The sequence below is a fragment of the uncultured Polaribacter sp. genome (genome assembly GCF_947497695.1).
In the GTDB taxonomy this organism is placed as follows: Bacteria; Bacteroidota; Bacteroidia; order Flavobacteriales; family Flavobacteriaceae; genus Polaribacter.
Genome location: NZ_CANMHM010000001.1, coordinates 153,233 through 177,970, shown reverse-complemented (window position 1 = coordinate 177,970; position 24,738 = coordinate 153,233). Strand labels below are relative to the sequence as shown.

At 29.3% G+C, this 24,738-nt stretch carries 27 protein-coding genes; 13 read left to right on the top strand and 14 right to left on the bottom strand.

All coding sequences use genetic code 11. The annotated features are described in order from the left end of the window. Nucleotides 1-158 precede the first annotated feature (158 nt). Nucleotides 159-590: a DUF4293 domain-containing protein gene (locus tag Q0731_RS00765; protein WP_299058709.1), complete on the top strand. Its 432-nt coding sequence runs from the start codon at nt 159-161 to the stop codon at nt 588-590. A gap of 242 nt (nt 591-832) precedes the next feature. Here Q0731_RS00765 and Q0731_RS00760 read toward each other — a convergent pair whose 3' ends face one another. Next, a complete protein-coding gene (locus Q0731_RS00760; protein ID WP_299058707.1) occupies nt 833-1,330 on the bottom strand; it encodes a metallophosphoesterase family protein in 498 nt (165 codons plus the stop codon). A gap of 100 nt (nt 1,331-1,430) precedes the next feature. Here Q0731_RS00760 and truA point away from each other — a divergent pair, with 100 nt between their 5' ends. The 3 genes from truA to Q0731_RS00745 all read left to right on the top strand — a co-directional run bounded on the left by truA (nt 1,431) and on the right by Q0731_RS00745 (nt 4,665). Further along, a complete protein-coding gene (gene truA, locus Q0731_RS00755) occupies nt 1,431-2,156 on the top strand; it encodes a tRNA pseudouridine(38-40) synthase TruA (RefSeq protein ID WP_299058705.1) in 726 nt (241 codons plus the stop codon). Between the two features lie 3 nt (nt 2,157-2,159). Continuing rightward, the gene (locus Q0731_RS00750) at nt 2,160-3,926 is read left to right on the top strand and encodes an ABC transporter ATP-binding protein (protein ID WP_299058703.1); all 1,767 of its coding nucleotides are present in this window, start codon (nt 2,160-2,162) and stop codon (nt 3,924-3,926) included. Between the two features lie 73 nt (nt 3,927-3,999). Beyond that, a complete protein-coding gene (locus Q0731_RS00745) occupies nt 4,000-4,665 on the top strand; it encodes a hypothetical protein (RefSeq protein WP_299058701.1) in 666 nt (221 codons plus the stop codon). Nucleotides 4,666-4,736: 71 nt separating this feature from the next. Here Q0731_RS00745 and cdaA read toward each other — a convergent pair whose 3' ends face one another. The 3 genes from cdaA to Q0731_RS00730 all read right to left on the bottom strand — a co-directional run bounded on the left by cdaA (nt 4,737) and on the right by Q0731_RS00730 (nt 7,126). Further along, entirely contained in the window at nt 4,737-5,513 is a 777-nt protein-coding gene (cdaA, locus tag Q0731_RS00740) for a diadenylate cyclase CdaA (protein WP_299058699.1), read from the bottom strand. Nucleotides 5,514-5,722: 209 nt separating this feature from the next. Beyond that, the gene (gene folP, locus Q0731_RS00735) at nt 5,723-6,544 is read right to left on the bottom strand and encodes a dihydropteroate synthase (protein ID WP_299058697.1); all 822 of its coding nucleotides are present in this window, start codon (nt 6,542-6,544) and stop codon (nt 5,723-5,725) included. Beyond that, entirely contained in the window at nt 6,545-7,126 is a 582-nt protein-coding gene (locus Q0731_RS00730) for a TIGR00730 family Rossman fold protein (protein ID WP_299058695.1), read from the bottom strand. Nucleotides 7,127-7,210: 84 nt separating this feature from the next. Here Q0731_RS00730 and Q0731_RS00725 point away from each other — a divergent pair, with 84 nt between their 5' ends. Both Q0731_RS00725 and Q0731_RS00720 read left to right on the top strand, forming a co-directional pair. Next, nucleotides 7,211-7,750 carry a DUF1599 domain-containing protein gene (locus Q0731_RS00725; RefSeq protein ID WP_299059405.1) on the top strand — a complete coding sequence of 180 codons (540 nt, stop codon included), beginning with the start codon at nt 7,211-7,213 and terminating at the stop codon, nt 7,748-7,750. A 125-nt stretch (nt 7,751-7,875) separates the two neighbouring features. Then, nucleotides 7,876-8,838, top strand: coding sequence for a BT_3928 family protein (locus Q0731_RS00720; RefSeq protein ID WP_299058693.1), 963 nt, complete (start codon nt 7,876-7,878; stop codon nt 8,836-8,838). Between the two features lie 87 nt (nt 8,839-8,925). On the opposite strand, the gene Q0731_RS00715 is transcribed toward Q0731_RS00720, so the two are convergent. After that, complete coding sequence (locus Q0731_RS00715) at nt 8,926-10,248, bottom strand: voltage-gated chloride channel family protein (protein WP_299058691.1); 1,323 nt, start codon at nt 10,246-10,248, stop codon at nt 8,926-8,928. Between the two features lie 271 nt (nt 10,249-10,519). Between Q0731_RS00715 and Q0731_RS00710 the strand changes: the two genes are divergently transcribed. From Q0731_RS00710 to Q0731_RS00690, 5 genes are all read left to right on the top strand, one after another. Then, nucleotides 10,520-11,221, top strand: coding sequence for a crotonase/enoyl-CoA hydratase family protein (locus Q0731_RS00710; RefSeq protein ID WP_299058689.1), 702 nt, complete (start codon nt 10,520-10,522; stop codon nt 11,219-11,221). 344 nt (nt 11,222-11,565) lie between these two features. Continuing rightward, nucleotides 11,566-12,795 carry a 3-phosphoshikimate 1-carboxyvinyltransferase gene (locus Q0731_RS00705; RefSeq protein WP_299058687.1) on the top strand — a complete coding sequence of 410 codons (1,230 nt, stop codon included), beginning with the start codon at nt 11,566-11,568 and terminating at the stop codon, nt 12,793-12,795. A 73-nt stretch (nt 12,796-12,868) separates the two neighbouring features. Further along, nucleotides 12,869-13,918, top strand: coding sequence for a tRNA preQ1(34) S-adenosylmethionine ribosyltransferase-isomerase QueA (queA, locus tag Q0731_RS00700; RefSeq protein WP_299058686.1), 1,050 nt, complete (start codon nt 12,869-12,871; stop codon nt 13,916-13,918). A 71-nt stretch (nt 13,919-13,989) separates the two neighbouring features. After that, the gene (gene rlmN, locus Q0731_RS00695) at nt 13,990-15,024 is read left to right on the top strand and encodes a 23S rRNA (adenine(2503)-C(2))-methyltransferase RlmN (RefSeq protein WP_299058684.1); all 1,035 of its coding nucleotides are present in this window, start codon (nt 13,990-13,992) and stop codon (nt 15,022-15,024) included. A gap of 10 nt (nt 15,025-15,034) precedes the next feature. Further along, the gene (locus Q0731_RS00690; RefSeq protein ID WP_299058683.1) at nt 15,035-15,520 is read left to right on the top strand and encodes a hypothetical protein; all 486 of its coding nucleotides are present in this window, start codon (nt 15,035-15,037) and stop codon (nt 15,518-15,520) included. A gap of 169 nt (nt 15,521-15,689) precedes the next feature. Here the strand turns inward: Q0731_RS00690 and Q0731_RS00685 are convergent, their stop codons facing one another. The 3 genes from Q0731_RS00685 to Q0731_RS00675 all read right to left on the bottom strand — a co-directional run bounded on the left by Q0731_RS00685 (nt 15,690) and on the right by Q0731_RS00675 (nt 17,883). After that, on the bottom strand, nt 15,690-16,382 hold the full coding sequence (locus Q0731_RS00685; protein WP_299058681.1) for a TlpA disulfide reductase family protein: 693 nt from the start codon (nt 16,380-16,382) through the stop codon (nt 15,690-15,692). 67 nt (nt 16,383-16,449) lie between these two features. Next, entirely contained in the window at nt 16,450-17,046 is a 597-nt protein-coding gene (locus Q0731_RS00680; protein ID WP_299058680.1) for a hypothetical protein, read from the bottom strand. A 6-nt stretch (nt 17,047-17,052) separates the two neighbouring features. Then, nucleotides 17,053-17,883: a T9SS type A sorting domain-containing protein gene (locus Q0731_RS00675; protein ID WP_299058679.1), complete on the bottom strand. Its 831-nt coding sequence runs from the start codon at nt 17,881-17,883 to the stop codon at nt 17,053-17,055. Between the two features lie 127 nt (nt 17,884-18,010). On the opposite strand from Q0731_RS00675, the gene Q0731_RS00670 reads away from it, so the two are divergent. Continuing rightward, entirely contained in the window at nt 18,011-18,988 is a 978-nt protein-coding gene (locus tag Q0731_RS00670; protein ID WP_299058677.1) for a polyprenyl synthetase family protein, read from the top strand. Here Q0731_RS00670 and Q0731_RS00665 read toward each other — a convergent pair. The 5 genes from Q0731_RS00665 to Q0731_RS00645 form a co-directional block, all read right to left on the bottom strand. After that, on the bottom strand, nt 18,985-19,413 hold the full coding sequence (locus Q0731_RS00665; protein WP_299058675.1) for a DUF3995 domain-containing protein: 429 nt from the start codon (nt 19,411-19,413) through the stop codon (nt 18,985-18,987). The genes Q0731_RS00670 and Q0731_RS00665 overlap by 4 nt on opposite strands. A 1-nt stretch (nt 19,414) precedes the next feature. Next, a complete protein-coding gene (locus tag Q0731_RS00660) occupies nt 19,415-19,993 on the bottom strand; it encodes an NAD(P)H-dependent oxidoreductase (RefSeq protein ID WP_299058673.1) in 579 nt (192 codons plus the stop codon). Nucleotides 19,994-20,132: 139 nt separating this feature from the next. Further along, nucleotides 20,133-20,342, bottom strand: a complete 210-nt coding sequence (locus Q0731_RS00655) for a hypothetical protein (RefSeq protein ID WP_299058672.1) — start codon at nt 20,340-20,342, stop codon at nt 20,133-20,135. Nucleotides 20,343-20,396: 54 nt separating this feature from the next. After that, nucleotides 20,397-20,972 (bottom strand): Crp/Fnr family transcriptional regulator, encoded by a 576-nt coding sequence (locus Q0731_RS00650; protein ID WP_299058670.1) that lies wholly within the window; start codon nt 20,970-20,972, stop codon nt 20,397-20,399. Nucleotide 20,973: 1 nt separating this feature from the next. Further along, nucleotides 20,974-22,482 carry a GH3 auxin-responsive promoter family protein gene (locus Q0731_RS00645; protein ID WP_299058669.1) on the bottom strand — a complete coding sequence of 503 codons (1,509 nt, stop codon included), beginning with the start codon at nt 22,480-22,482 and terminating at the stop codon, nt 20,974-20,976. Between the two features lie 79 nt (nt 22,483-22,561). Between Q0731_RS00645 and Q0731_RS00640 the strand changes: the two genes are divergently transcribed. Further along, nucleotides 22,562-23,353 (top strand): DUF2797 domain-containing protein, encoded by a 792-nt coding sequence (locus Q0731_RS00640; RefSeq protein ID WP_299058668.1) that lies wholly within the window; start codon nt 22,562-22,564, stop codon nt 23,351-23,353. Nucleotides 23,354-23,493: 140 nt separating this feature from the next. Here the strand turns inward: Q0731_RS00640 and Q0731_RS00635 are convergent, their stop codons facing one another. Next, nucleotides 23,494-24,624 carry a vWA domain-containing protein gene (locus tag Q0731_RS00635; RefSeq protein WP_299058666.1) on the bottom strand — a complete coding sequence of 377 codons (1,131 nt, stop codon included), beginning with the start codon at nt 24,622-24,624 and terminating at the stop codon, nt 23,494-23,496. Nucleotides 24,625-24,738: the final 114 nt, after the last annotated feature.

Sequence of the window (24,738 nt, the reverse complement as noted above, 5' to 3'; positions counted from 1 at the left end):
AAGGTTTGTTATAATGTTTTATTGAGTTTTAGTATTGTATATAGTACTATACAATATTTGTTGTGTGGTTATTGTATTACAAATATATACTTTTTTTTTAAGTTTTAGGTTTTCTTTTTAAAAAAGAAATTCCTACTTTTGTAAAACAATTATTTAAGATGATTCAAAGAATACAAAGTATCTATTTATTAATTGCAACTGCTATTTCTGGAGGATTAATATTTGTATTCGATTTATGGAATAACCTTAAAGTAGCTGTGTTTGCATTGGATTTGTTTACAAGAGAATCACTTCTTTTAAAAGTAATTCCGGTGTTGTTTTTGCTTTCTGCTATGGTATCTTTTTTAAGTATTTTTTTATTTAAAAATAGAAAGTTACAATTTGTAGTTGGAAGGCTTGTAATTTTGATCAATCTCTTTTTATTAGGATTATTGATTTATGTATCTCTAACTTTACCTGGAGAAATTTCGATTTCGGAGAAAGGTATTGGGATGTTTTTACCAATTTTAGTGATTTTGCTTATTGTTTTGGCAAATAAAGCTATTAAAAAGGATGAAGATCTCGTAAAATCTGTAGATAGATTACGATAAACCTATCATATTTATTTAGTGCGACCAAAAAACCGAGAATTTATTTCTCGGTTTTTTATTTTAGTGAAACTCAATTTTAAAGCCAAGCTAAGATTCTAAAATTGTAAGTTGAACTAATTTCGTTTTTTCAGCGAGATTTCTTATTTGATTTAACAATACTTATAAAATGGATAATTTTATCTAAATCTTTTTTATCCTGTTTCTTGGCTCTATTCTCTTGCTTCTTCTTGTGTTTATTTTTTTCAACCTCTTTTAGCCAATTCAATAATTTCCATATTTTTTATTTCACTATTATCTATCTCAAAACGCAACATCGTTCTTACTTTATGAAACCCATGATTTCCTGCAGCACCAGGATTTAAATGCAATAAATTTAATTTTTTATCATATTGTACTTTTAAAATATGAGAATGACCAGCAATAAATATTTTAGGTGGATTTATCTTTATTTCTTCACGAATTCTTTGATTATACCTGTTAGGATATCCACCAATATGAGTAATCCAAACCGTTACTTTTTCAACTTCAAACTTTAAATCTAACGGAAATTCTGCTCTTGCACTAGCATCATCAATATTACCAAAAACAGCACGTAAAGGTTTTAGTTTTTTAATAGTATCTGTAACTGTTAAATTACCAATATCACCAGCGTGCCAAACTTCATCAGCTTGTTTTACAAACTTTAAAATTTGAGCATCTATAAAACTATGTGTGTCAGATAATAATAGAATTTTTTTCATCAGAAAGTTTGTAAGAAAAGTTTAACGTGTGTAATCTCATCAAAAGTAATCATAACAAAATAATTTCCGTAATTTTGAGACCTACAAAAAACAGATTTTCTTGAGGTATTTTATTGAGCTTTCATATAACGGAAAAAAATATCATGGTTGGCAAATTCAACCAGATGTAATTTCTGTACAAGAAAAACTAAACAAAGCTGTAAGTACAATTCTTCAACAAAAAATTGAAGTAGTTGGAGCAGGTAGAACAGATACAGGAGTACATGCATCGCAAATGTTTGCTCATTTTGACGTTGATTCTGAATTAAAAGGAGATACTTCACATAAGTTAAATTCGCTTTTGCCAGCAGATATTGTTGTCTACAGAGTTTTTTTGGTTGATGATGAAAAACATGCTCGTTTTAATGCCATTAGTAGAAGTTATGAATATAAAATATGGCTGGGTAGAAATCCGTTTTTATTAGATTTCTCTTGGCAAATTCATTCTCAGAATTTAGATGTTTCTTTAATGAACGATGCTTCTAAATTATTATTAGAATATACAGATTTTCAAACGTTTTCTAAAGTTAAAACAGATGTTTATACCTACAATTGTAATGTGATGGAAGCAGTTTGGAAACAAAATGGAAACGAATTGGTTTTCTGTATAACAGCAAATAGATTCTTAAGAAATATGGTTAGAGCTATTGTTGGTACTTTGGTTGATGTTGGTTTAGGTAAAATTACTAAAGAAGATTTTAGAACAATTATAGAGAGTAAAAATAGAGGAAATGCAGGATTGTCAGTACCTGCAAAAGGATTGTTTTTAACAAAAATTAAATATTAAGTTTTGGCAGATAAAACAGGGAAAGCATTTGATATGCAAATTTTTTCGAGATTAATGAGTTATGCAAAACGCTATAAATTAGAGTTTTTTATAGCTGCTAGTTCAACAATTTTATTGGCTCTTGTAGCATTGCTAACTCCTTATTTAATTTTAAAAACAGTAGATAATTATATTATAGTAAAAGACTCACAAGGACTCATTCAAAATATTTTACTGTTATTTATACTACTTACCATTGAAGTTTTATTACAGTTTTCCTTTATTTATTATGCCAATTGGGTTGGTCAACACATTATTAAAGATATTAGAGCAAAAATATTTAGACATATACTACAGTTTAAAATGTCTTATTTTGATACAAATTCTGTTGGTAAACTGGTTACAAGAGTAGTTTCTGATATTGAAACCATTGCTGCATTTTTTTCACAAGGAGTATTTACAATTGTAAGTGATATTTTAAAAATGCTTGCAGTTACAGTAGTTATGTTTTTTATAAATTGGAAATTAGCCTTAATAGCTTTATCTGTTTTACCAATTTTAATTTATGCAACAAGAGTTTTTCAAAAAGCAATAAAAACAACCTTTCAAGAGGTAAGAAATCAAGTAGCAAATTTAAACGGTTTTGTGCAAGAAAGAGTTACAGGTATGAAAATTGTGCAACTTTTTAACCGAGAAATAATTGAATATAAAAATTTTAAAGATATTAATGATAAACATAAAAAAGCATACATAAAAACCATTTGGTATTTCTCCATTTTCTTTCCAATTGCAGAAATTTTATCATCAATTGGTATTGGTTTAATTGTTTGGTTTGGTAGTAAACAAATTATTGGAGGAGCTGTTCCTGGTCCTGGAACAGTAATGGCATTTGTACAAATGGCACAAATGTTATTTAGACCTTTACGTCAAATTGCAGATAAATTTAACCAATTGCAAATGGGCATTGTGTCTGGAGAACGTGTATTTAAAATTATTGATACACAAAGTAGCATTGTTAAAAACGGAACTATTAAAGCAGATAATTTAAAAGGAAATATTAGTTTTAAAGATGTTAGGTTTAGTTACATAAAAGATGAAGAAGTTTTAAAAGGCATTTCTTTGGATGTAAAAAGCGGACAAACGATTGCCATTGTTGGGGCAACAGGTGCAGGAAAATCTACAATTATTAATTTAATAAATCGTTTTTATGAGATAGATAGTGGTACTATTTCTGTGGATGATGTTTCTATAAATAAATATACTTTAGAAAGTTTAAGAAACCAAGTTGCTGTTGTTTTGCAAGATGTTTTTTTATTTTCAGATTCTATTTTAAACAATATTACTTTAAAAAATGATGCAATTTCGCTGGCAGAAGTAAAAACTGCCGCCAAACAAATTGGCATACATAATTTTATAATGACGCTTCCTGGAGGATATCAATACAATGTAAAAGAACGAGGAGCCATGTTATCTTCTGGTCAACGACAATTGATAGCTTTTTTAAGAGCTTATGTAAGTAAACCAAGTATTTTAATTTTAGATGAAGCTACTTCATCAGTAGATTCTCATGCAGAACAGATGATTCAGTTTGCCACAGAAACCATTACCAAAGGAAGAACTTCTATTGTAATTGCACACAGGTTAGCAACAATTAAACAAGCTGATAAAATTATAGTTATGGACAAAGGTTTTATTGTAGAAGAAGGAACACATAATGAGTTATTAGATAAAGAAAAAGGATTTTATAAGAATCTGTACGATAAGCAGTTCAGTCTAGAAAAGGCTTCGTAAGAATTATTAAAATAATTCACTTTTTTTCTATTTATTGTTTTAAATTAGCTGCTCAATCTAAAATCATATCAAAATGAAAAAAATCGTATTATCTGTACTAGTTGCAGGTTCTTTATTGGCAACGTCTTGTAAAGAAGTAAAAAAAGGAGCAAGTGACTTAAAAGATGCAACTGTAGAAACTGCTGGTGCTGCTGTAGACGTAACAACAAACGCTGCAGGTGCAGTTGTAGATGGAGCAACAAATGCTGCTAATTCTGCTGTAGATGCTACAACAAATGCTGCAGGTGCAGTTGTAGATGGGGCAACAAATGCTGCTAATTCTGCTGTAGATGCAACAACAAATGCTGCAGGTGCAGTTGTAGATGGAGCAACAAATGCTGCTAATTCTGCTGTAGATGCAACAACAAATGCTGCAGGTGCAGTTGTAGATGGAGCAACAAATGCGGCTAATGCTGTGGTTGATAAAGCTAGTAATGCTGTAACTTCTGCTTTAGGAGGAATATCTATTCCTTCTTTTTCGAATGAAGCTGTAACTAAAAATTTAACAGATTATGCTGCGTATGCAAAAGATTACATTGCTGCAAATGGTAATGTAGCTAAAATTGCTGCATTAGCACCTAAAGGAGCTGCTTTGGTTGCTAAAGGAAAAGAGTTAGCATCTAAATTAGATGTATCTGAAATGGCAAAATACAAAAGTGTTTTATCTGCTATTCAATCTAAAATATCTGCTGCTAAATAAGCTAGTTTACTTTAAAAATTTAAAAAAAAGGTTCTCAATTTTGAGAACCTTTTTTTGTAACTATCTTATAATTATATCAAATCTATTTTAAGCTTTTCATTCAAATCATCATAATTAGAATAAAGCTCAAAACTACCATCTTTTATATAAGAAATTTCACCAGTTTCTTCAGAAACTAACAAACAAACAGCATCTGTTTTTTCAGAAACACCAATGGCTGCTCTGTGTCTTAATCCAAATCTAGCAGGTATTTTGGTGCTATCAGAAATGGGTAAAATTACTCTTGTTGCTATAATAAAATTATCTCTAATAATTATGGCTCCATCGTGTAAAGGGCTATTTTTGTAAAAAATACTTTCTAAAATTGCTTCATTAACTGAAGCATTCATAGCATCACCCGTATTTATTAAAAAATCTAGAGCATTTGTACGTTCTATAACAATTAAAGCACCTGTTTTTGTTTTTGCCATGTTTTTACAAGCTTCTAAAATAACTTCTGTATCTATATCTGAAGTAATTTCTGTTTGTAAAAATTTTAGTTGTTTTAAAAGACTTCTTTTAGTGGTAAAATTGGTAGTACCAATCATTAATAAAAATTTTCTTATTTCTTGTTGAAATACAATAATTAATGCAATCACACCTCCAGAAAGTAAATAGCCTAAAATGCCACTTAACATTTTCATTTCTAGAGCTTGTGTTATTTTCCAGATTACAAAAATTAATGCAATACCAATTACAATGTTTATAGCAACAGTACCTTTTAGTAATTTATAAATATAGTAAAGTAGTGTTGCTACTAAAACAATGTCTATAATATCTAATGTAGAAAATTGTATAAAATCGAACATAAAAATTGATTGGTTTTAAGCTAAAGTACTAATAAAATTACTGATGACAAGAGTTGGCAAATAAGTTTAGCCCTGATTGAACGGTTTGTTTGAGCTCTTTTTTATTCTTTTTCAGAATAAAAAAAGCGAGTAGTGAAAGCAGGAAGTAGCTTCTAAAAAAAATTATTATAGATTTCTGACTACGCAGGAATGACAAGTTTTGTGAGTAATTATAATATTTGTTTCACAATTTTCACAGCCTCAACAGCTTCTTTTACATCATGCACTCGTAGTATATTTGCGCCATTTAAAAGTGCAATTGTATTTGCAGAAGTGGTAGCATTTAGTGCCTCTTGGGCAGAAATATCTAAGGTTTTGTACAGCATAGATTTACGTGAAATTCCTGCTAAAATTGGTGCGTCTAAGTTTTTAAAAAGCGATAAATTCTTTAAAATTTCAAAATTATGATGGATTGTTTTACCAAAACCAAAACCAACATCTATAATAACATCATTTAGTTTTAGTTGATGTAATTTATGAATTTGTGCCGCAAAAAAGGAAATGATTTCTTGAGTTACATCTTTGTAAACAGGGTTTTTTTGCATGTTTTGTGGTGTGCCTAACATGTGCATTAATATATAAGGCACTTGCAAATTGGCAACTGTTGCAAACATATTATCATCCATTTTACCACCAGAAATATCGTTTACAATGGCTGCTCCTGCCTTTATAGTTTCTTGTGCAACTTTACTTCTAAAGGTATCTACAGAAATAATAATTTCTGGAAAGTTTTTAATTAATAAATTGATAACAGGAACAATTCTTTGCAGTTCTATTTCTTGTGCAATATGTTTTGCACCAGGTCTAGAAGAATAGGCACCAACATCTATAAAAGTAGCACCTTCTAGCAACATTTTTTCAACTTGGTTTAGAATGTCAGTCTCGTTTTTATATTTTCCACCATCAAAAAAAGAATCTGGTGTAATATTTAATATTCCCATCACTTTTGGAGTGGAAAGATCTACTAAAGTTCCCTTGCAATTTATTGTCATTTAACGTATTACTTTATTTATTACGTGGCTAATTTTAGTTGCTTTATAATTGTCCATTTTTTTCATTAACTCGTTTACAGAGGTAGCAACTAATAATAAATCTCTGTTGTTTTGTTTTAAATAGCCTTCTGCAACCATTTTGTCTAATTGTAGTAAAACGGCATCAAAAAAACCATTTACATTTAAAAGGCCTACTGGTTTTTGTTCTATGTGTAGTTGGTTTAAAGTAAGTGCTTCAAAAAGTTCATCTAAAGTACCAAAACCTCCTGGAAGAGTTATGTAGCCATCAGCTAATTTGCTCATAATTACTTTACGTTCACTCATTTTTTTGCAAACAATCATTTCTTCAACTCCTGCATGTACAACTTCTTCTTTTTCTAATAATTTAGGTATTACGCCAATTACTTCACCATTTTGAGCAAGAATTGTATCAGCAATTATACCCATCATTCCAACTTTTCCACCACCATAAATCAAACTGATTTTATTTTTTGAAAAATAATTTCCTAATTCTACAGCAGCTTTTTTGTAAACAGGATTAAAACCTAAACTAGAACCACAAAAAACAACAATCTTGTTCATGAATACTTTATTAAATTCATTGTAAAAATAAATGAAATGCGTTTAAGTTTTACTATTTTTGATGAAATACTTTTTTTTAAGAAAATGCAAGATACCTCAAAACAATACGATGCTGTAATTGAAGAATGCAGGAGTTTATTTATAAAAAAAATGTCTGATTATGGTTCTGCGTGGCGAATTTTACGTTTACCATCATTAACAGATCAAATTTTTATTAAGGCACAAAGAATTCGTCAGTTACAAGAAAATGAAGTTAGAAAGGTTGATGAAGGAGAAAAATCTGAGTTTATTGGTATTATCAATTATTCTATAATGGCATTGATTCAGTTAGAAAAAGGGGTAGTAGAAAACCCTGATTTAAATACAGAACAAGCTACTGTTTTGTATGATCATCATAGTAAAATTACCAAAGAATTAATGCTAAACAAAAATCATGATTATGGTGAAGCTTGGAGAGAAATGCGAGTATCTAGTTTAACAGATTTAATTTTGCAGAAATTATTACGCGTAAAACAAATAGAAGATAATAAAGGCAAAACATTGGTTTCTGAAGGGATTGATGCAAATTACCAAGACATGATTAATTATGCCGTTTTTGCGATGATTCATTTGGGAGAGAAGTAGTTAAAAAGTTTTTAAAGTGAGAAAATTTTAAAGTAGCAGAGTGGTCGTTATTTAGAAAAACGCAGTAATTTGTTAGTTTCAAATACAAGTTTGTTTATTAAGTTTATATAATAAAAAGAATAATTATGAAATTTTTAGTTCAAATTGCAAGAATAATAGTAGGAGCCTTATTTATTTTTTCGGGCTTTGTAAAATTGGTAGATCCTATAGGATCTCAATACAAGTTTCAAGAATATTTTGCTGAAGATGTTTTAAATATGGAGTTTTTAATTCCTTATGCATTGCCTTTTGCAATTATTTTAATTGTAGCAGAAATATTATTAGGAGTCATGATTTTAATTGGGTATAAACCAAAATTCACAGTTTGGAGTTTATTTTTATTAACCCTTATTTTCTTGTTTTTAACCTGGTATTCTGCTTATTATAATAAAGTAACAGATTGTGGTTGTTTTGGTGATGCTATAAAATTATCTACTTGGGAAACTTTCTATAAAAACGTAATTTTAATTGCTTTAATTATCATTTTAGTGATAAAAGTAAATCTTATTAAACCTATTTTTAGCGGTAAAATAACAAAAATAATTACTTTTTTATCTTTAGGAATCTTCTTATATGTTGTGCAACATGTGTTAACACATTTACCTTTAATGGATTTTAGAGCCTATGCAATTGGTAAAAGTATACCTAAAGGAATGGAATATCCAGAAGATGGTAGCATACCACCAGTTCATGATTTTATGTTAGAAGATACGCAAGCAGATCTAGCACCAGAGTTATTAAAGCAAGAAAAAGTGATGTTGGTAATTGTTTACAGTTTAGACAAAGCTGATGTAAATGGATTCCCTGCTATTAAAGATTTTACTACAAAAGCAATACAAAAAGGATATACAGTTTATGGAGTTTCTGCTTCTTTTACTGATGATCTACTTCTAGCTAAAGAGAAATACAATTTACCTTTCGATTTTTTATTCTGTGATGAAACTACTTTAAAAACTATGGTTAGAGCAAACCCTGGTGTTGTTATTTTAGACAAAGGGATAGTAGTTGAAAAGAAAAATTGGGTTGATGTTGATGAGATTAAATTGTAGTTTGTATTATAAATCTTCTTTTTTTACCACATAGAAACATAGACTATGTTTCTATTTTTCTATGTGGTAGATTCTAAAGAGTTGAGTCTAATTCTTCTCATGATAAATATTTTTTTTACTCTTTTTATTTTCAATTTCTGTAAGCGTTTGTCCTTTTTCATTCTTAAAAAATAAATTTTTTGGACTGCCAATAATTTGAGCAGCATAAATACCAGAATGACCAGAAAATAAATAAGAAGTTGTACAAGCTAAAGCAACAAAAACACCAGATTCTATTCCGAATAATTCAATACCCATAATTGTACAAGCAATAGGTGTATTGGTTGCACCTGCAAAAACGGCTACAAAACCCATACCTGCTAATAATGGCATTGGCATTGGTATAAACCATATTAAAACGTTTCCTAAAGTAGCTCCTATAAAAAATAACGGGGTTACTTCCCCACCTTTAAAACCTGCACCCAAAGTAAAAGAAGTAAAAAGTAGTTTTAAGAAAAAATCATACGAATTTAAGTCGATATGAAAAGCATCTACAATAGTTGGCACACCTAAACCAATGTATTTTGTAGTACGCATTAAATAGACAACAATTGCTAAAATGATACCTCCAATTACAGGTCTTAATGGTGGATATTTAATTGTTTTTTTGAATAATTTACCCCAAAAGTGAGTTGATTTTGAGAATAATAGACTTACCAAACCAAAAATAATACCTGCCAATAAAGACCATAAAATAGTTGCAGGAGTTAATTCTGAAACTGTAGAAATTGTATAATGTGTATGATGAGAAATTTGCCAAACACCACAAAAATAGTTGGCAAAAACGGCTGCTAAAAAACTTGGTAAAATAGCATCGAACTTTATGCGTCCAATAAGCATCACTTCTAATGCAAAAATTGCACCAGCCAAAGGTGTTCCAAAAACGGATGCAAAACCTGCACTTATTCCACAGATTAATATAATTTTTCTATCTAAATTATTGAGTTTAAAAATTTTAGTAAACTGGTCTGCAATTGCACCACCAACTTGTACTGCAGTTCCTTCTCTACCAGCAGAACCACCAAATAAATGTGTAAGAATAGTTCCTATAAAAACCAAAGGAGCCATTTTAAAAGGAATTACTTTTTTAGGAGCATGATATTCTTCTAACAACAAATTATTTCCTTTTACAACGCTTTCTCCATAATAATGATAAGACAAACCAATGATTAAACCTGCAATTGGTAACAGCCAAATAATCCAAACATTTGCTTCTCTGTAATTGGTTGCCCATTCTAAAGTCCATAAAAATATAGCAGATGCAGAACCTGTAAATGCACCAATTAGCAAACAGATAAAAGTCCATTTTAAAAGAAATAGTAGAGAAAAACTTTGCTGAAATTGAAGAAAGAATTTTTTAATGTTTTTCATAAATTTTATATCCTCTAAAATAAAAGGAGTGTTTTTTATTTCTTCCTTTTTTGGCAAATTTAAACAATTAATAATTATTGAATTTTAGTTGATAGGTTTAAGGTTTATTATTAGTTATCAAGTTGCGTTAGGGATTGCAGTGGAAATCCTTTTTTTGAGGTACGAAAAAAAAGATTGTAACGAAAAGCCCGACCTTTAGGGAACGCCCAAAAAATATTTAAAATTTAAAAAGTGTTGATTTTTATTGTAAATTGTTTCAAAAATCAAAACAATGAACGAATTTGTTACCTACACATCAGCAGAAAATTACGCAATAATTACAATTAATAACGGAAAAGCAAATGCAATTTCGAATGAAGTTATAGCAGGATTCAATGCAGGTTTGGATCAAGCAGAAAAAGAAAATAAAGTAGTAATTCTTACAGGTCAAAAAGGAATTTTTTCTGGTGGATTTGATTTAAAAGTGATGACAAAATCGGCAAAATCAGCTAAAGAATTGGTAACAAAAGGTTCTCAATTATCTTTAAGAATGTTGGCTTTTTCTCAGCCTATAATTACTGCGTGTTCTGGTCATGCAATTGCAAAAGGTGCATTTTTATTACTTTCTGCAGATTATAGAATTGGTGCAGAAGGCGATTTTAAAATCGGCTTTAATGAGGTATTAATTGGCATGACAATGCACAATGCAGGTATTGCGATTGCAAATTCTCGTTTGAGTAAAGTATACTTAAACAGAAGTGTAAATAATGCAGAAATTTATAATCCTAAAGATGCTGTAAAAGCAGGGTTTTTAGATAGGATTGTTCCTGAAAATCAGGTGTTAGCAACAGCCATTAAAGTAGCAGGGATGTTTGCTAAATTAAATAAGAAAGCACATGCTGAAACCAAATTAAAAGTTAGAAAACAGCATTTACAAGATTTAGAAAATGCGATTGAATTGGATTTGAAAAGTGAAATTTCAATTGATTCTTAATTTTTTTAGCCACGAATTCACGAATTTTTTTAAAAGGAATCGTCTAAAATAATAAGTCTGTCATTATTGCGAAGGCAGGAATCCAAAACAGCTTAGTTATAGATTTCTGCCTTCGCAGGAATGACAACGTCAATAAAAATTGGTAAATCAGTGGTTTTTTTATAGATTCGATTTTACCACTTATATTTTATTACAAAGAAACTTTGTCAAAACTCTTTTGAGTAGTAACTTTGGCAATTGAAAAAACGGAACGTAAAAAGACCTCACAGGTTTTCAAAACCTGTGAGGTCTAAATATTATATTTTTCAAATATTTACATAAAACCAATTTATAGAATTCAGGAAATGGATATATTATTAAATGTTGTAGCAGATAAAAAAGTGAATGAGAAAATAACAATCTCTGGTTCTAAAAGTGAATCCAATAGATTGTTAATTCTTCAAAATTTATTTCCAGAACTTTCTATAGAAAACTTATCAGATTCAGACGATTCTGTACACATGCAACATGCACTTTCTACGAATGATGAAACTGTAAATATTGGTCATGCAGGTACAGCAATGCGTTTTTTAACATCTTATTTTGCTGTAAAACAAGGTAGAGAAACTGTTTTAACAGGTTCTGATAGAATGCAAAACAGACCAATTGAAATTTTGGTAAATGCCCTAAAAGATTTAGGTGCAAATATTACTTACGAAGCCAAAGAAGGCTATCCACCAATTAGAATTAAAGGCACAAAAATAACTACAGATAAAGTACAAATTAACGGAAACGTTAGTAGCCAGTACATCTCATCAATGTTGCTAATTGCATCAAAATTAGAAAACGGATTAGAAATAGAATTGGTTGGTAAAATTACTTCTGTACCTTATATAAACATGACGTTGAGTTTATTGAATCAATTAGGCATTGATACCAGTTTTAAAGGAAACTTTATAAAAGTGCTTCCTAAAAAATCAATAAAAAAACAAGTTGTTGTTGTAGAATCTGATTGGTCATCTGCAAGTTATTTTTATTCAATTGCAGCTTTATCAGACATTGGGTCTCAAATTTCTTTATCAGCCTACAAAAAAGAAAGCCTTCAAGGAGATTCTTGTTTGGCAGAAATTTATCAGCATTTTGGAGTAGAAACTGTTTTTGGCGAGAATTTTATCACACTAAAAAAAGTAAAAGAAACAAATAAAGACGTTTTAGAAATCGACTTAAAAAACGCACCAGATATTGCACAAACCATTGCAGTAACTTGTTTTGCAGAAAACATTGCTTGTAATTTAACAGGTTTACATACTTTAAAAATTAAAGAAACAGACAGATTGGTTGCTTTAAATGATGAATTAACCAACTTAGGTGCTACAATTTCTGTAACAGATAAAAGTTTACATTTAGAAACTTCATCAACAATAAACCCAAATATTGCTATAAAAACTTACAACGATCATAGAATGGCAATGGCATTTGCACCTTTGGCATTTAAAGTGCCTATTCAAATATTAAATGCTGAAGTAGTTACAAAATCGTATCAAAAATTTTGGGACGATATGCAACAAATTGGTATTAAAATAGATAAACTATAAATTAAACTGTCAAACACTTGACAACGCCTATTTCCATATCGTATATTTGCAAACTTTATAAGCAAAGATATATATGAAACTATCAAATTTTGAATTTGAATTACCAGAAGAACTTTTAGCTCAATATCCAGCAGAACATAGAGATGAATCTCGTTTAATGGTGTTAAATAGAAAAGAGCAAACCATAGAACATAAATTATTTAAAGACGTTATAAATTACTTTGATGAAGGAGATATAATGACCTTAAATAACACCAAAGTTTTTCCTGCAAGAATGTTTGGGAACAAAGAAAAAACAGGAGCAAGAATAGAAGTTTTCTTATTAAGAGAGCTAAATGCAGAAAATAGATTGTGGGATGTTTTAGTAGACCCAGCAAGAAAAATTAGAATTGGTAATAAATTATTTTTTGGTGAAGATGATAGTTTAGTAGCAGAAGTTATAGACAATACAACCTCTAGAGGTAGAACTTTACGTTTTTTATTTGATGGTCCTTATGACGATTTTAGAGCAAAATTGTTAGAATTAGGCCAAACTCCACTGCCAAAAGAAATTGGTAGAGAGGTAGAAGCTATAGATGATGAAAGATACCAAACTATTTATGCTAAACATGAAGGTGCAGTAGCAGCACCAACAGCAGGTTTACACTTTTCTAAACATTTAATTAAGCGTTTAGAAATTAAAGGAGTAGATTTTGCAGAAACTACATTACATGTTGGTTTAGGTACTTTTAGTCCTGTTGAAGTTGAAGATTTATCTAAGCATAAAATGGATTCTGAGCAGATTATTATATCAGATGAAACTGCCACCAAAATTAACAAAGCAAAAAAAGAAAAAAGAAGAGTTTGTGCAGTTGGTACTACTGTAATGAGAACCATAGAATCTTCCGTTTCTTCTAAAGGGGAGTTAAATGCTTACAATGGCTGGACCAATAAATTTATATTTCCACCTCACGATTTTAGTATTGCAACAGCAATGATAACCAACTTTCATATGCCAAAATCTACCTTATTAATGCAAGCAGCAGCTTTTGGAGGATATGATTTTGTAATGGAAGCTTACAAAGTAGCCATCAAAGAAAAATACAGATTCTCTACTTATGGAGATGCAATGTTAATTATATAATATTTTGCTTTAGGCAATAAGCTTTAGGCAAAAGACTATAGCGTAAAGCCTATTGCCTAAAGCTTAAACCAATGAAAAAGAAAGACATAAGAGCCTTAACCAAAGAACAATTACGCGATTTTTTTGTAGAAAATGGCGACAAAGCTTTTAGAGGTAACCAAGTTTATGAATGGCTTTGGAGCAAGTCTTTACATACTTTTGATGCCATGACCAACATTTCTAAACAAACTAGAGAAATGTTAGAAGCCAACTTTGTTATTAACCATATCAAGGTAGATTCTATGCAAAAAAGTGAAGATGGTACTATTAAAAACGGTATCAAATTACACGATGGTTTAATTGTAGAATCTGTTTTAATTCCCACTAAAAAAAGAACAACAGCTTGTGTATCTAGCCAAGTAGGTTGTAGTTTAGATTGCAAGTTTTGTGCAACTGCACGTTTAAAACGAATGCGTAATTTAAACCCAGATGAAATTTACGATCAAGTTGTGGTAATCGACAAACAAAGTAGATTGTATCACAATAAAAAACTAACCAATATTGTTTTTATGGGAATGGGAGAACCTCTAATGAACTATAAAAACGTACTAAAATCTATTGAGATGATTACCTCTCCTGAAGGTTTAGGGATGTCATCCAAAAGAATAACAGTGTCTACATCTGGCGTGCCTAAAATGATAAAAATGATGGCAGATGAAGAGGTGAAATTCAATTTAGCGGTTTCATTACACTCTGCAATAGATTCAGTCAGAACCTCAATAATGCCATTTAACACCACTTTTCCGTTAAAAGATTTAAAAGAATCTTTAGAATATTGGTACAAAAAAACACAACGAGCAATCACTTACGAGTACATTGTTTGGGACGGAATTAACGATAAAAAAGAAGATATAAAGGCATTGGTAGATTTTTGCAAAGCAGTGCCTTGTAAAATTAATTTAATAGAATACAACCCAATTGATGATGGGGAGTTTCAACAAGCAAGTTCATCAGCCATTAATAATTATATTTCTAATTTAGAAATGCATGATATTACCATAAATGTGAGAAGGAGTAGAGGTAAAGATATTGATGCTGCTTGTGGACAATTAGCTAATAAAACATAAAAAAATCAATATGAAAAAGATCATTATTTTTAGTGTGTTACTCTTTGCTACCTTACACTTAAAAGCCCAAGAAAAAACTTTTTGGAACAAATTAAAAGGAGAAGAATTGGAAACTTCTGTAACTATACTTCCTTTTGGTACACATTATACAGCTTTGCAGTTTAATGAAGTATATTATGTAGGTTTTAATTATAAAAGTTTTGAGCTTGCAAGGTTTACCAACTCTTTTGGAGAGCCAAGTTTAACAGCACTATATAAAAGAAAAATAGCTTTTACAGAAAATTTTTCTATGCAATATGGTTTTGGATTTATGTATGGTTATCATGGAAAACTACAAGATGTAGAAACCATTCCTTTTCGAAATAGCTTTTTATTTACAGGTCAAATTAACCCTTTAGGAGGCATCAATTTAGACTATAAATTAGCAAAAAAATTAAGTTTTAATTTAGCGATAACACCTGTTGTTGCTATTTATGGGCTTAGATATATTTTGTAATTTTAGATTGTTACAACGATAAAATTTTAATAGTATTTGTTAACCTGTTTGTGTAAGGTTAGTTGCGTGTTTTAAACAGTAAAGTAACTTAATAAAACTCGAACCAAGAAAGTTCGTGAGAACTTTCGCAAGTGAGCCTAAAAAAGCAATAAATTATATAAGTTGTTGGCTACAGTAATTTTTTTTCAATTATTTCAATTATTTCCTTATATTCAGAATCATTAAGTATACTTCCAAATATTTCATTTATTTTTCCTTCATTATCAAGTATAAATGTCAAAGGATAGCCATTTATTCCTAAATCATTAATTTGTTTCTTTGAATCTGTTATGTGTAAAAAATCAAATTCATTTTTTGTAAGAAACTCATCGACTTTTGATTTACTGTCAAACGTAATTGCCAAATAATTTAACTTATTTTCAAATTTAGTTTTCAGCTTTTTAAAATAAGGTAATTCTTTAACACAAGGTGCACAACCTATAAACCAGAAATTAATAATTGTAGGTTTGCCAATTAGTCTATTTTCAAGTATTTTTTTTCCTTCATAATTGTAAAATTCAGAAATTTTGAATTTTAATCCTTTATTTTTTTCAAATCGTGCGTGAGGATTAAATTTTTCATTATTCTCTTTTGTTTTAAAATATCCTTCAGGTTTTATATCAATAATTCGAGTTAAAGTGTCTTTTTTAATTATACTGTCAATCACTTTATATTCAAAATGTTGTTTTTCAATACCTTTTATTATTCTATCAAAATTCTCTTTTGAAATAACGTGACCTTGAGGCATTTTATATCTAATAATTGTTTGTGCAATTGTCAAATTTCCTGCAAGCAAAATTAAAATTAGTAGTGACTTTTTCATCTGTTATTTTTTTTGTGTTATATTTTCTTTATTACAGCCAACCCCTATTATACTTCATAACCCTATTTTATCCCCTTCTTCTTTCTAATAAAACAAACATCATTAAGGCTAGTAGTATTCTATCATCGTCATTATTATCTAATTCGCCAATTTTAGAAACTTCAAAATTTTTACCAAAGAAAGATTTTAATTTTTTAAGCTCAGCAACTGTTTTTCCTTGTGTGTTTTTTACCAAATAAGTAGGGTTGAAAAGATAGCCTGTAAAAAAACTTAAAACAGGAATTTCGCCCAATAAAGAATCTAAAATTTTAATCCACGGATTTTTCTCATTAATAACATATTGCTGTTTTTGATGCTCGTTGATAATTTCATAATGAGCATTCCATAAAGATTTCCATCCTTTTCTTACTACTTTACCAAACTCTTTGTCTTTAGTATCGTAAAAAGAATACGCAGTTGAAAAATCTAACCAAGTATCTGCCTTAATTCTATAATTTAAACGAGACTTTGTGTCGTCATTAAAAACACTAATATCTTCTTTGAGTTTAAACATTTTTTGACGCACAAAAGCAATTGTTTTACCAGTTTTGTCCTTTGCAGTAAAATCATTGGCTAACGTAGTTATTTTAAACTCAAAAGTAATAGGAAAATGAATGTCTTGCATACCTTTTTATTGTTTTAAAATTTTAAAAGATTGCAATTTGTTATCAATTTTAATTGTCATAAAATACATTCCTTTAGACAAATCATTTAAATTAATGGTATTATTAAGAATGTCTTTTTGTTCAATTTCCTTTATTTTTTGGCCTAAATTATTTGTAATTGTAATAGCACTTATTGCTTTTTTGGTATTGATTGTAACAATATCTTTCACTGTATTTGGGTAAATGCTTATTTTTTCTTGAAGCGTATCTTCTGTGGATAATGTTGTTGAATAAGACACTTCAAAATCATCTACTATCAATGCTAGTTCGTCAGTACAATCATAATGTCTTACATAAAAACGGATGTTTTTGCCAGCAAAGGCAAGCTCAATTTCTAGGGTTACACTAATTTCTTTTGCAGTACCTTCACCACCTTCTGTAAGTATTTCTTCATAGATTAAAAACTCACCAGCCTCAATATCATCATCATCAAAAACAAGAACCGCAAATTTTTCTTCAAAATCATTAGGATCTAAAGCAGCAACTTTCATTTTATAAGTGATTGTTTTTGCATTGCTAGGCACTGCAATTATAGGGGTAACAAGTAAATTGTCAGGCGTTAAAGGCCTTGGGTTTTCTTCAATATTATCATAAGAAGCAGAAAAAAAACTAGGTCCAGGATTAAAGCCTAAATATTCATAACTATCAATATGAACCTCCCAATTATGTCCATCACCATCACTATCAATGTTTGGAAAATTTTCATAATCACTAGCATCAGAAGACCAAAGAATAGTTTGAGAATTGATTGTTAGGCTAAGAATACTTAATAAAAGTAATAAAGTAATTTTTTTCATTTTTAATAAATTAAGAATCTAAGATATAACATATATTTTATTTTTTAGACAATTGTATAATGATTATGGTTTTTGATGTTGCTAGCTCTCTTTTTTGTAGCTTTGTTACTTAAATTTAAGACAGCAATTGAAACCAACAGAACTTATAAAGCTCCCTATTAAAAACGAAATGGAACTCTTTGAAGAAAAGTTTAAAAGTTCTATGTTGTCTAAAGTACCGCTTTTAAATAGAATAACGTATTATATTGTTCGTAGAAAAGGGAAACAAATGCGCCCAATGTTTGTTTTTTTAGTAGCAAAAATGGTTTCTGATGGGGGTTTTGATGAACGTACTTATAGAGGAGCATCTGTAGTAGAATTGATTCACACAGCAACTTTAGTACATGATGATGTGGTTGATGATAGTAACAGACGTAGAGGTTTTTTCTCATTAAATGCTCTTTGGAAAAATAAGATTGCTGTTTTAGTGGGCGATTATTTACTCTCTAAAGGACTGCTTTTATCTATTGATAATGAAGATTTTGATTTGCTAAAATTGATTTCTATTGCAGTTCGAGAAATGAGTGAAGGAGAATTGTTACAAATAGAAAAAGCAAGAAAATTAGACATTACAGAAGAAGTCTATTTTGATATTATACGTAAAAAAACAGCAACTTTAATTGCTGCTTGTTGTGGCATTGGTGCTGCATCTGTGGGTGCAAAAAATGATACTGTGCAACAAATGCGAAAATTTGGAGAATATATTGGTATTGCTTTTCAAATAAAAGATGATTTGTTTGATTATTCTGATGAAAAAATTGGCAAACCTACAGGAATTGATATCAAAGAACAAAAACTAACGTTACCCTTAATTTACACTTTAAACAATTGTTCTAAAAAAGAAAAAAGTTGGTTAATTAATTCTATAAAAAAACATAATAAAGACAAAAAACGCGTTAAAGAGGTAATTGCTTTTGTAAAACAAAATGGAGGTATAGAATATACAACCACTAAAATGAATAGTTATAAACAAAGAGCTCTATCAATTTTAGATAGTTACCCAGAATCTGAGTTTAAAAGTTCTCTAATTACTATGATAGATTATGTTGTAGAGCGTAAGGTTTAGTTTAATAAAACGATTAAAAATCCTGCTATACTAATAAATAGACATAAAGGAGAGAATAATTTTCGATCCCACTTTGCAAATGTTGTTTTTTTTATACTTTTAAAAAATCCTACATATTTAAAATCTCCAATAGCTCTTAATAAAAAAAGTATTGGTATGATGTAATAGCTATAATTAGTTATCCAATTTGGTAGTTGAATATTTAAGAACCCAGATTTTATTAAATAAATAATACTAAACATTAAAAATATAAGTGCTACAATTACTGTTGCAAATTTTGGAATTAATTTGGTGTTTTCTATGTTTGTTTTAGTTGGTATCACTTTTTCTAATGCCCATTTTCCGCCAAAAACCCAATAAAAGTGGATGCTTGCAAAAAATAAAAAGAGCATTGAAAGTATTATTGATAGGGTAGTTGTAATCATCTTATTTATTTTGTTTTCCTAATTTTTTAACTTTTTCTAACCATTTTTCTCTGTACGAATCTTTAGACAAACGTAAAGAACCTATCGTTGTAAATTTCACTGGTTTTATGCCCACAAAATCACAAGTTAGCCTTTTTATTGCAGCATGACTTGGTTTTTTATTTATCCAATTGTAATACCAAGCAGGTTGATCTAATGTAGAAATTACTCTAGCAGATTTTCCTGTTAAATATCTATCCCACCAAACAGAATTTTCTCTTTTTTGAAATGCAAAACCGGGTAGAAAAACTCTATCAATAAACCCTTTCATTATTGCAGGGTAAGAACCCCACCAAACAGGATAAATCCAAACTATATGATTTGCCCATTTTATTTTTTCTTGTGCAGCTAATAAATCAGGTTCAAGTTCAGTTCTTTTTCGATAACCAAATTCTAAATTAAGATTAAAGTTTAAATCTTGAATATAAATTTCTTGAAGTTCTGCTTTAGAATTTAAAACTCCTTTTTTGTAAGCGTCATGAATTGCAAAACAATAACTTTCTTTGTCTGGATGCCCATTAATAATTAATATTTTTTTCATAGTAAATAAAATGTAGTAGTGATTAAAATGATTACTGGAAATAGAAAAAAAGAATTGCACAAAGGCTCATAAATCCAATGAGGAAGTGTTTCCACATTTTTGAGCCTATTTTCCAGCTAGCAATAAATGCTTCTCCTTTTCAAGTGGTATCACAATTGTATAAAATATGCTGAATATTGTGTATGTGAATTACATCTTTTCTAAATTGAGAATTAGGTATTTTTAAAGTGGTTAATTTAAATTTTGATTCAAAAAAATCATCACTTACACATCCATCATCTTTAAAATTATTCTCTTTATAAAATTGTTGAAGTTTTTGTAAAATGGTCATTACTCTTTGTTTATTCAACAAAAGTATTTTATAAAAAATAAACTCTTCTTGACAATTGTCAAGAAAAGAATATTAATCATTTTTATGATCATTTCCTCTAACTCTACTAAAAGTTTCTGGAGTCATTCCTAAAAAAGAAGCTATATGTTTTGCATGAACACGCTTAAATAAATAAGGTTTTTTTGCTAATAATTTTTTGTAACGTTCTTGTGCTGTGTGTAGTTGTAAATCGTCTATTCTTTCAACCAAATCTATATAAAGTTGTTGTAAAAATAAACGACCAAAACGTTCGTATTTTGGGTTAGATTCAAACAAGTTTTCTAAGTCTGAGTGTGCAATTTTAAAAACCTCTAAATCTTCTAATGCTTCTACAAAGTATTTACTTTTAGTACGCTGTATAAAACTATCTATAGCAGTCATCGTTTCTTTTTCTGCTGCAAAATAACAAGTAATATCTTTATCTTCTTTGTAATAAAAAACACGTGAAATACCAGAAACTATAATATACATATGGTTACAAACTTTACCAGCTTCATGCAGAATAGTATGTTTAGGGTATTTTTGGTAAGTCATTATATTTTGAAAAGCTTCTGCAAGCTCTGGGTTTTCTAATAAATAAACATTGTTTTGCTCAAAAAATGTGTTCATTCTATAATTTTAATAATTCTTCAATAAATTCTCTAGTATTAGACAACCTTGGCACTTTGTGTTGCCCACCTAATTTGTTGTTTTTCTTTAACCAACTATAAAATAAACCCTCTTTTGCTTGATGAACTTTTGGAGGCATTAACGTTATGTTTAAATAACGTTTTGCTTCGTAATCAGAATTTATAGACTTTAAAGCATTGTCTAACATTTCAGAAAAATAACCTAAAGAGCTTGGTTTTTCAATAAATTCAATCATCCATTCATGTCCGCCTTTTTCTTTTCCTTGCATAAAAATTGGGCCAACAGTATAATCAGCAATTGTAGCTTTTGTTTTATCACATGCTAGTTTTAAAGCATCTTCTACATTTTCTATATTTAATTCTTCACCAAACACATTTATATAATGTTTTGTGCGTCCCGTAATTTTTATTCGATAGGGATTTAAAGATGTAAAACGAATCGTATCTCCAATTAAATAACGCCATAAACCACCATTTGTAGTGATAATTAAGGCATAGTCTATTTCTTTTTTAACATCAGCAAGAGTAATTGTTTTAGAGTTTTCGCCTTTATACTCACTCATTGGTATAAATTCATAAAAAATACCATAATCTAACATTAACAACAATTCTTTAGAATTATTAATGTCTTGAATTGCAAAAAAACCTTCAGAGGCATTGTAGATTTCATAGTATTTAAAATCTGCTTTAGGAATCATTTTTTTGTATTGTTCTCTGTAGGGGTTAAAGTTTACACCTCCATGAAAATAGACCTCTAAATTTGGCCAAACTTCTAAAATGTTATCTTTTCCTGTTCTATCTAAAATCCGATTTAATAAAACGAGCATCCAACTAGGTACACCTGCTAAACTGGTAATATTTTCATTGATTGTTTCATCAATAATGGCATCCATTTTTGTTTCCCAATTGCTCATTAAAGCAACTTCTTGGCTAGGTGCTGAGCTAAAATCTGCCCAAAAAGGCATATTTTCTATAATAATTGCAGATAAATCACCAAAATAAGAACCATTATCTTGATACACTTCAGAGCTACCACCTAAACGCAAACCTTTACCAGTAAACAATTGTGTTGTAGGATTGTTGTTAATATAATTACACAACATATCTTTACCAGCTTTCATGTGGCAATTTTTTAAAGCATCTTCAGAAACAGGTATAAATTTACTTTTAGCATTGGTTGTGCCGCTACTTTTTGCAAACCATTCTATATCTGTAGGCCAAAATAAGTTTTGTTCTCCTTTTCTACAACGCTCAATCAAAGGTTCAAAAGTTTCGTATTTTTGAATAGGCACTTTCTCAGAAAAATCTTTATGATTTCTAATAGATGAAAACCCTTTTTCTAGTCCAAATTCGGTATTTTTAGCCGTATTTAAAAGTTTTACAAGTACTTCATTTTGTACATCGATAGGATATTTTAAAAATAACTCTATTTGATGTTTTCGTTTCTTTAAAAACCAAGAAATTATAGAATTGATAATTTGAAACGCCATAGAAATTCGTAAATTTGTTTAGTTCGATTTTAAGATAACTTTTTTTAAATCGTTCGATAAAAATACTAAAATCTTTTATATGAAGTATCAAGGAGTTTTAAAAAAAATGTTGACTGAAAAAGCAGCAGAAATTCAGTATTATTTAGATATGAAAACTGATTTCATTAACATGAATCAGTTAATCAATAAAGAAATTACCATCAATTTTGTTACTTATGAATGCTTAAACTGTGGTTTAGAAAAGCAAATTTATAGACAAGGTTTTTGCAAATCGTGTTTTTTTGAAACTCCAAATGCTGGTGATTGGATTATGAAGCCAGAATTGAGTAAAGCACATTTAGGTATTGAAGATAGAGATTTAGCCTACGAACAATCAGTACAATTAAAACCACATATTGTGTATTTGGCAAATTCAAGCAATGTAAAAGTAGGGGTTACTAGAAAGCCACAAGTGCCAACTCGTTGGATAGATCAAGGAGCACATGAAGCCTTAGAAATTGTAGAAGTACCCAATAGATATTTAGCAGGTATTACAGAAGTTGCTTTAAAAGAGCATGTTGCAGATAAAACCAATTGGCGTAAAATGCTAAAAAATGATATTGAAGATGCTAATTTAATAGAATGGCGAGATAAATTAAAAGAATTTATCCCAGAAGAAGCAAAAGAGTATTTTATAGAAAACAATGCTGAAACGCATATCAATTTTCCAGTTTTAAAATATCCCTTGAAACCTAAAAGTTTAAATTTGATAAAAACACCCAGTTATACAGGTAAGTTAGTAGGTATAAAAGGGCAGTATTTAATTTTTGAAGATGAAACTGTTTTTAATGTAAGAAGTAACGAAGGTTTGGTGGTTTCTATGGAGGTTTAAAATTCTTAGTGAACGTTGTAACACAAACATTCACAGAGTAAACGCACAGAAATTCACAGAGAAAATTTAATGGTTTTCTTTGTGAATCTCAGTGGAATTCTCCGAGTAACTCTGTGGAATAACCAATTACAATGCTATTTTTACCAAGTATAATTTTTAGATTTTGCTTGTCTTTTTATAGCATTCATCATCACGTTATTCAATTCATCTTTTTTGGTGCCTTCTTTTTGTTTTTTGGCGATAAAACTCCTTCTTTTTTCATCTAATTCTTTAATCTTTTGCTGAATTTTTGCACGTTCATTTACTTTGGTTTTTACATAGCTTTTAATTTCAGCTTCCGATTTATTTTGCAGCTCTTTTGGGAGTTTATTCTTTTCTATGGTTTTATAATCTACTTTTTGTTTCTTTTCAGCATCCACTAAATCCCAACTTGAATTATCGTATAAACGAGAACTTTTGCTAACCGCTCTTTTTACAATGACAACTTCATCTAAAGAGGCTGCATTTTTATCTTGTCTGCTTTGATTCGAATATTTAGAATAGCCTTTGTTACCATAATAAATATAGGTGTTGTTCAATTTTTTGTTTAGAATAATAATCTCATTATCATAAGGAGTAACAATATGTACAATTTTTTTATCTTGATTGATGGTCATATAATCACCACCACCTAAAGTTGCTCCATCTTTCCACATGCCAGAAATTCCGTTAGTATAATTACCGCAAAAAATAGTATTAATAATTACATTCTTTTCTTTTGCATCTATAATAGCATCTTTATAATTGATTTTTCCTTGAGTAAAAGGTTCGTTTCCTGCTATAAAAATAATTTTTAAATCGTCTTTATTTTCTCCCCAACTAAGTTCATTTAAAGACGTTTTTATTACTTGTCCGCAAAACTCATTTCCTCCATTTGTAGTTAAAGAAAATAGTTTTTCTGATATTTTATCCAAATCATTACTAAACTGCAATACTTGTTTAATAAATCCTTCTCTAGAGGGTAAATTAGAATTTCCATATTCATACAAAGCAATTTCTAAATTTGGTTTTTGTAGGCCATATTTTGCATAAGAAAGTTCATTTACAATTTCCCAAAGTTGGGCTTTTGCTTGGTTTATCAATCCATCCATACTATTGCTGGTATCTAACAATAAGGCAACTTTAATAGTTTGGTTTTTAATTTTTTCTGATGATATTTTGTTTGCTGCAAAATAACTTGTGGTTACAAATAAGAATAAAATTGTTACAACTTTTAATACTGAATTTTTCATGATAAGTTTTTTTTTAGATTATATAAATGATTAAAAGTTTGGTTTGATAGATCAATATTAACACCAACTTAATTCATAAAAAATCGATAATGAGTGAAACCTACTTTTGAATGA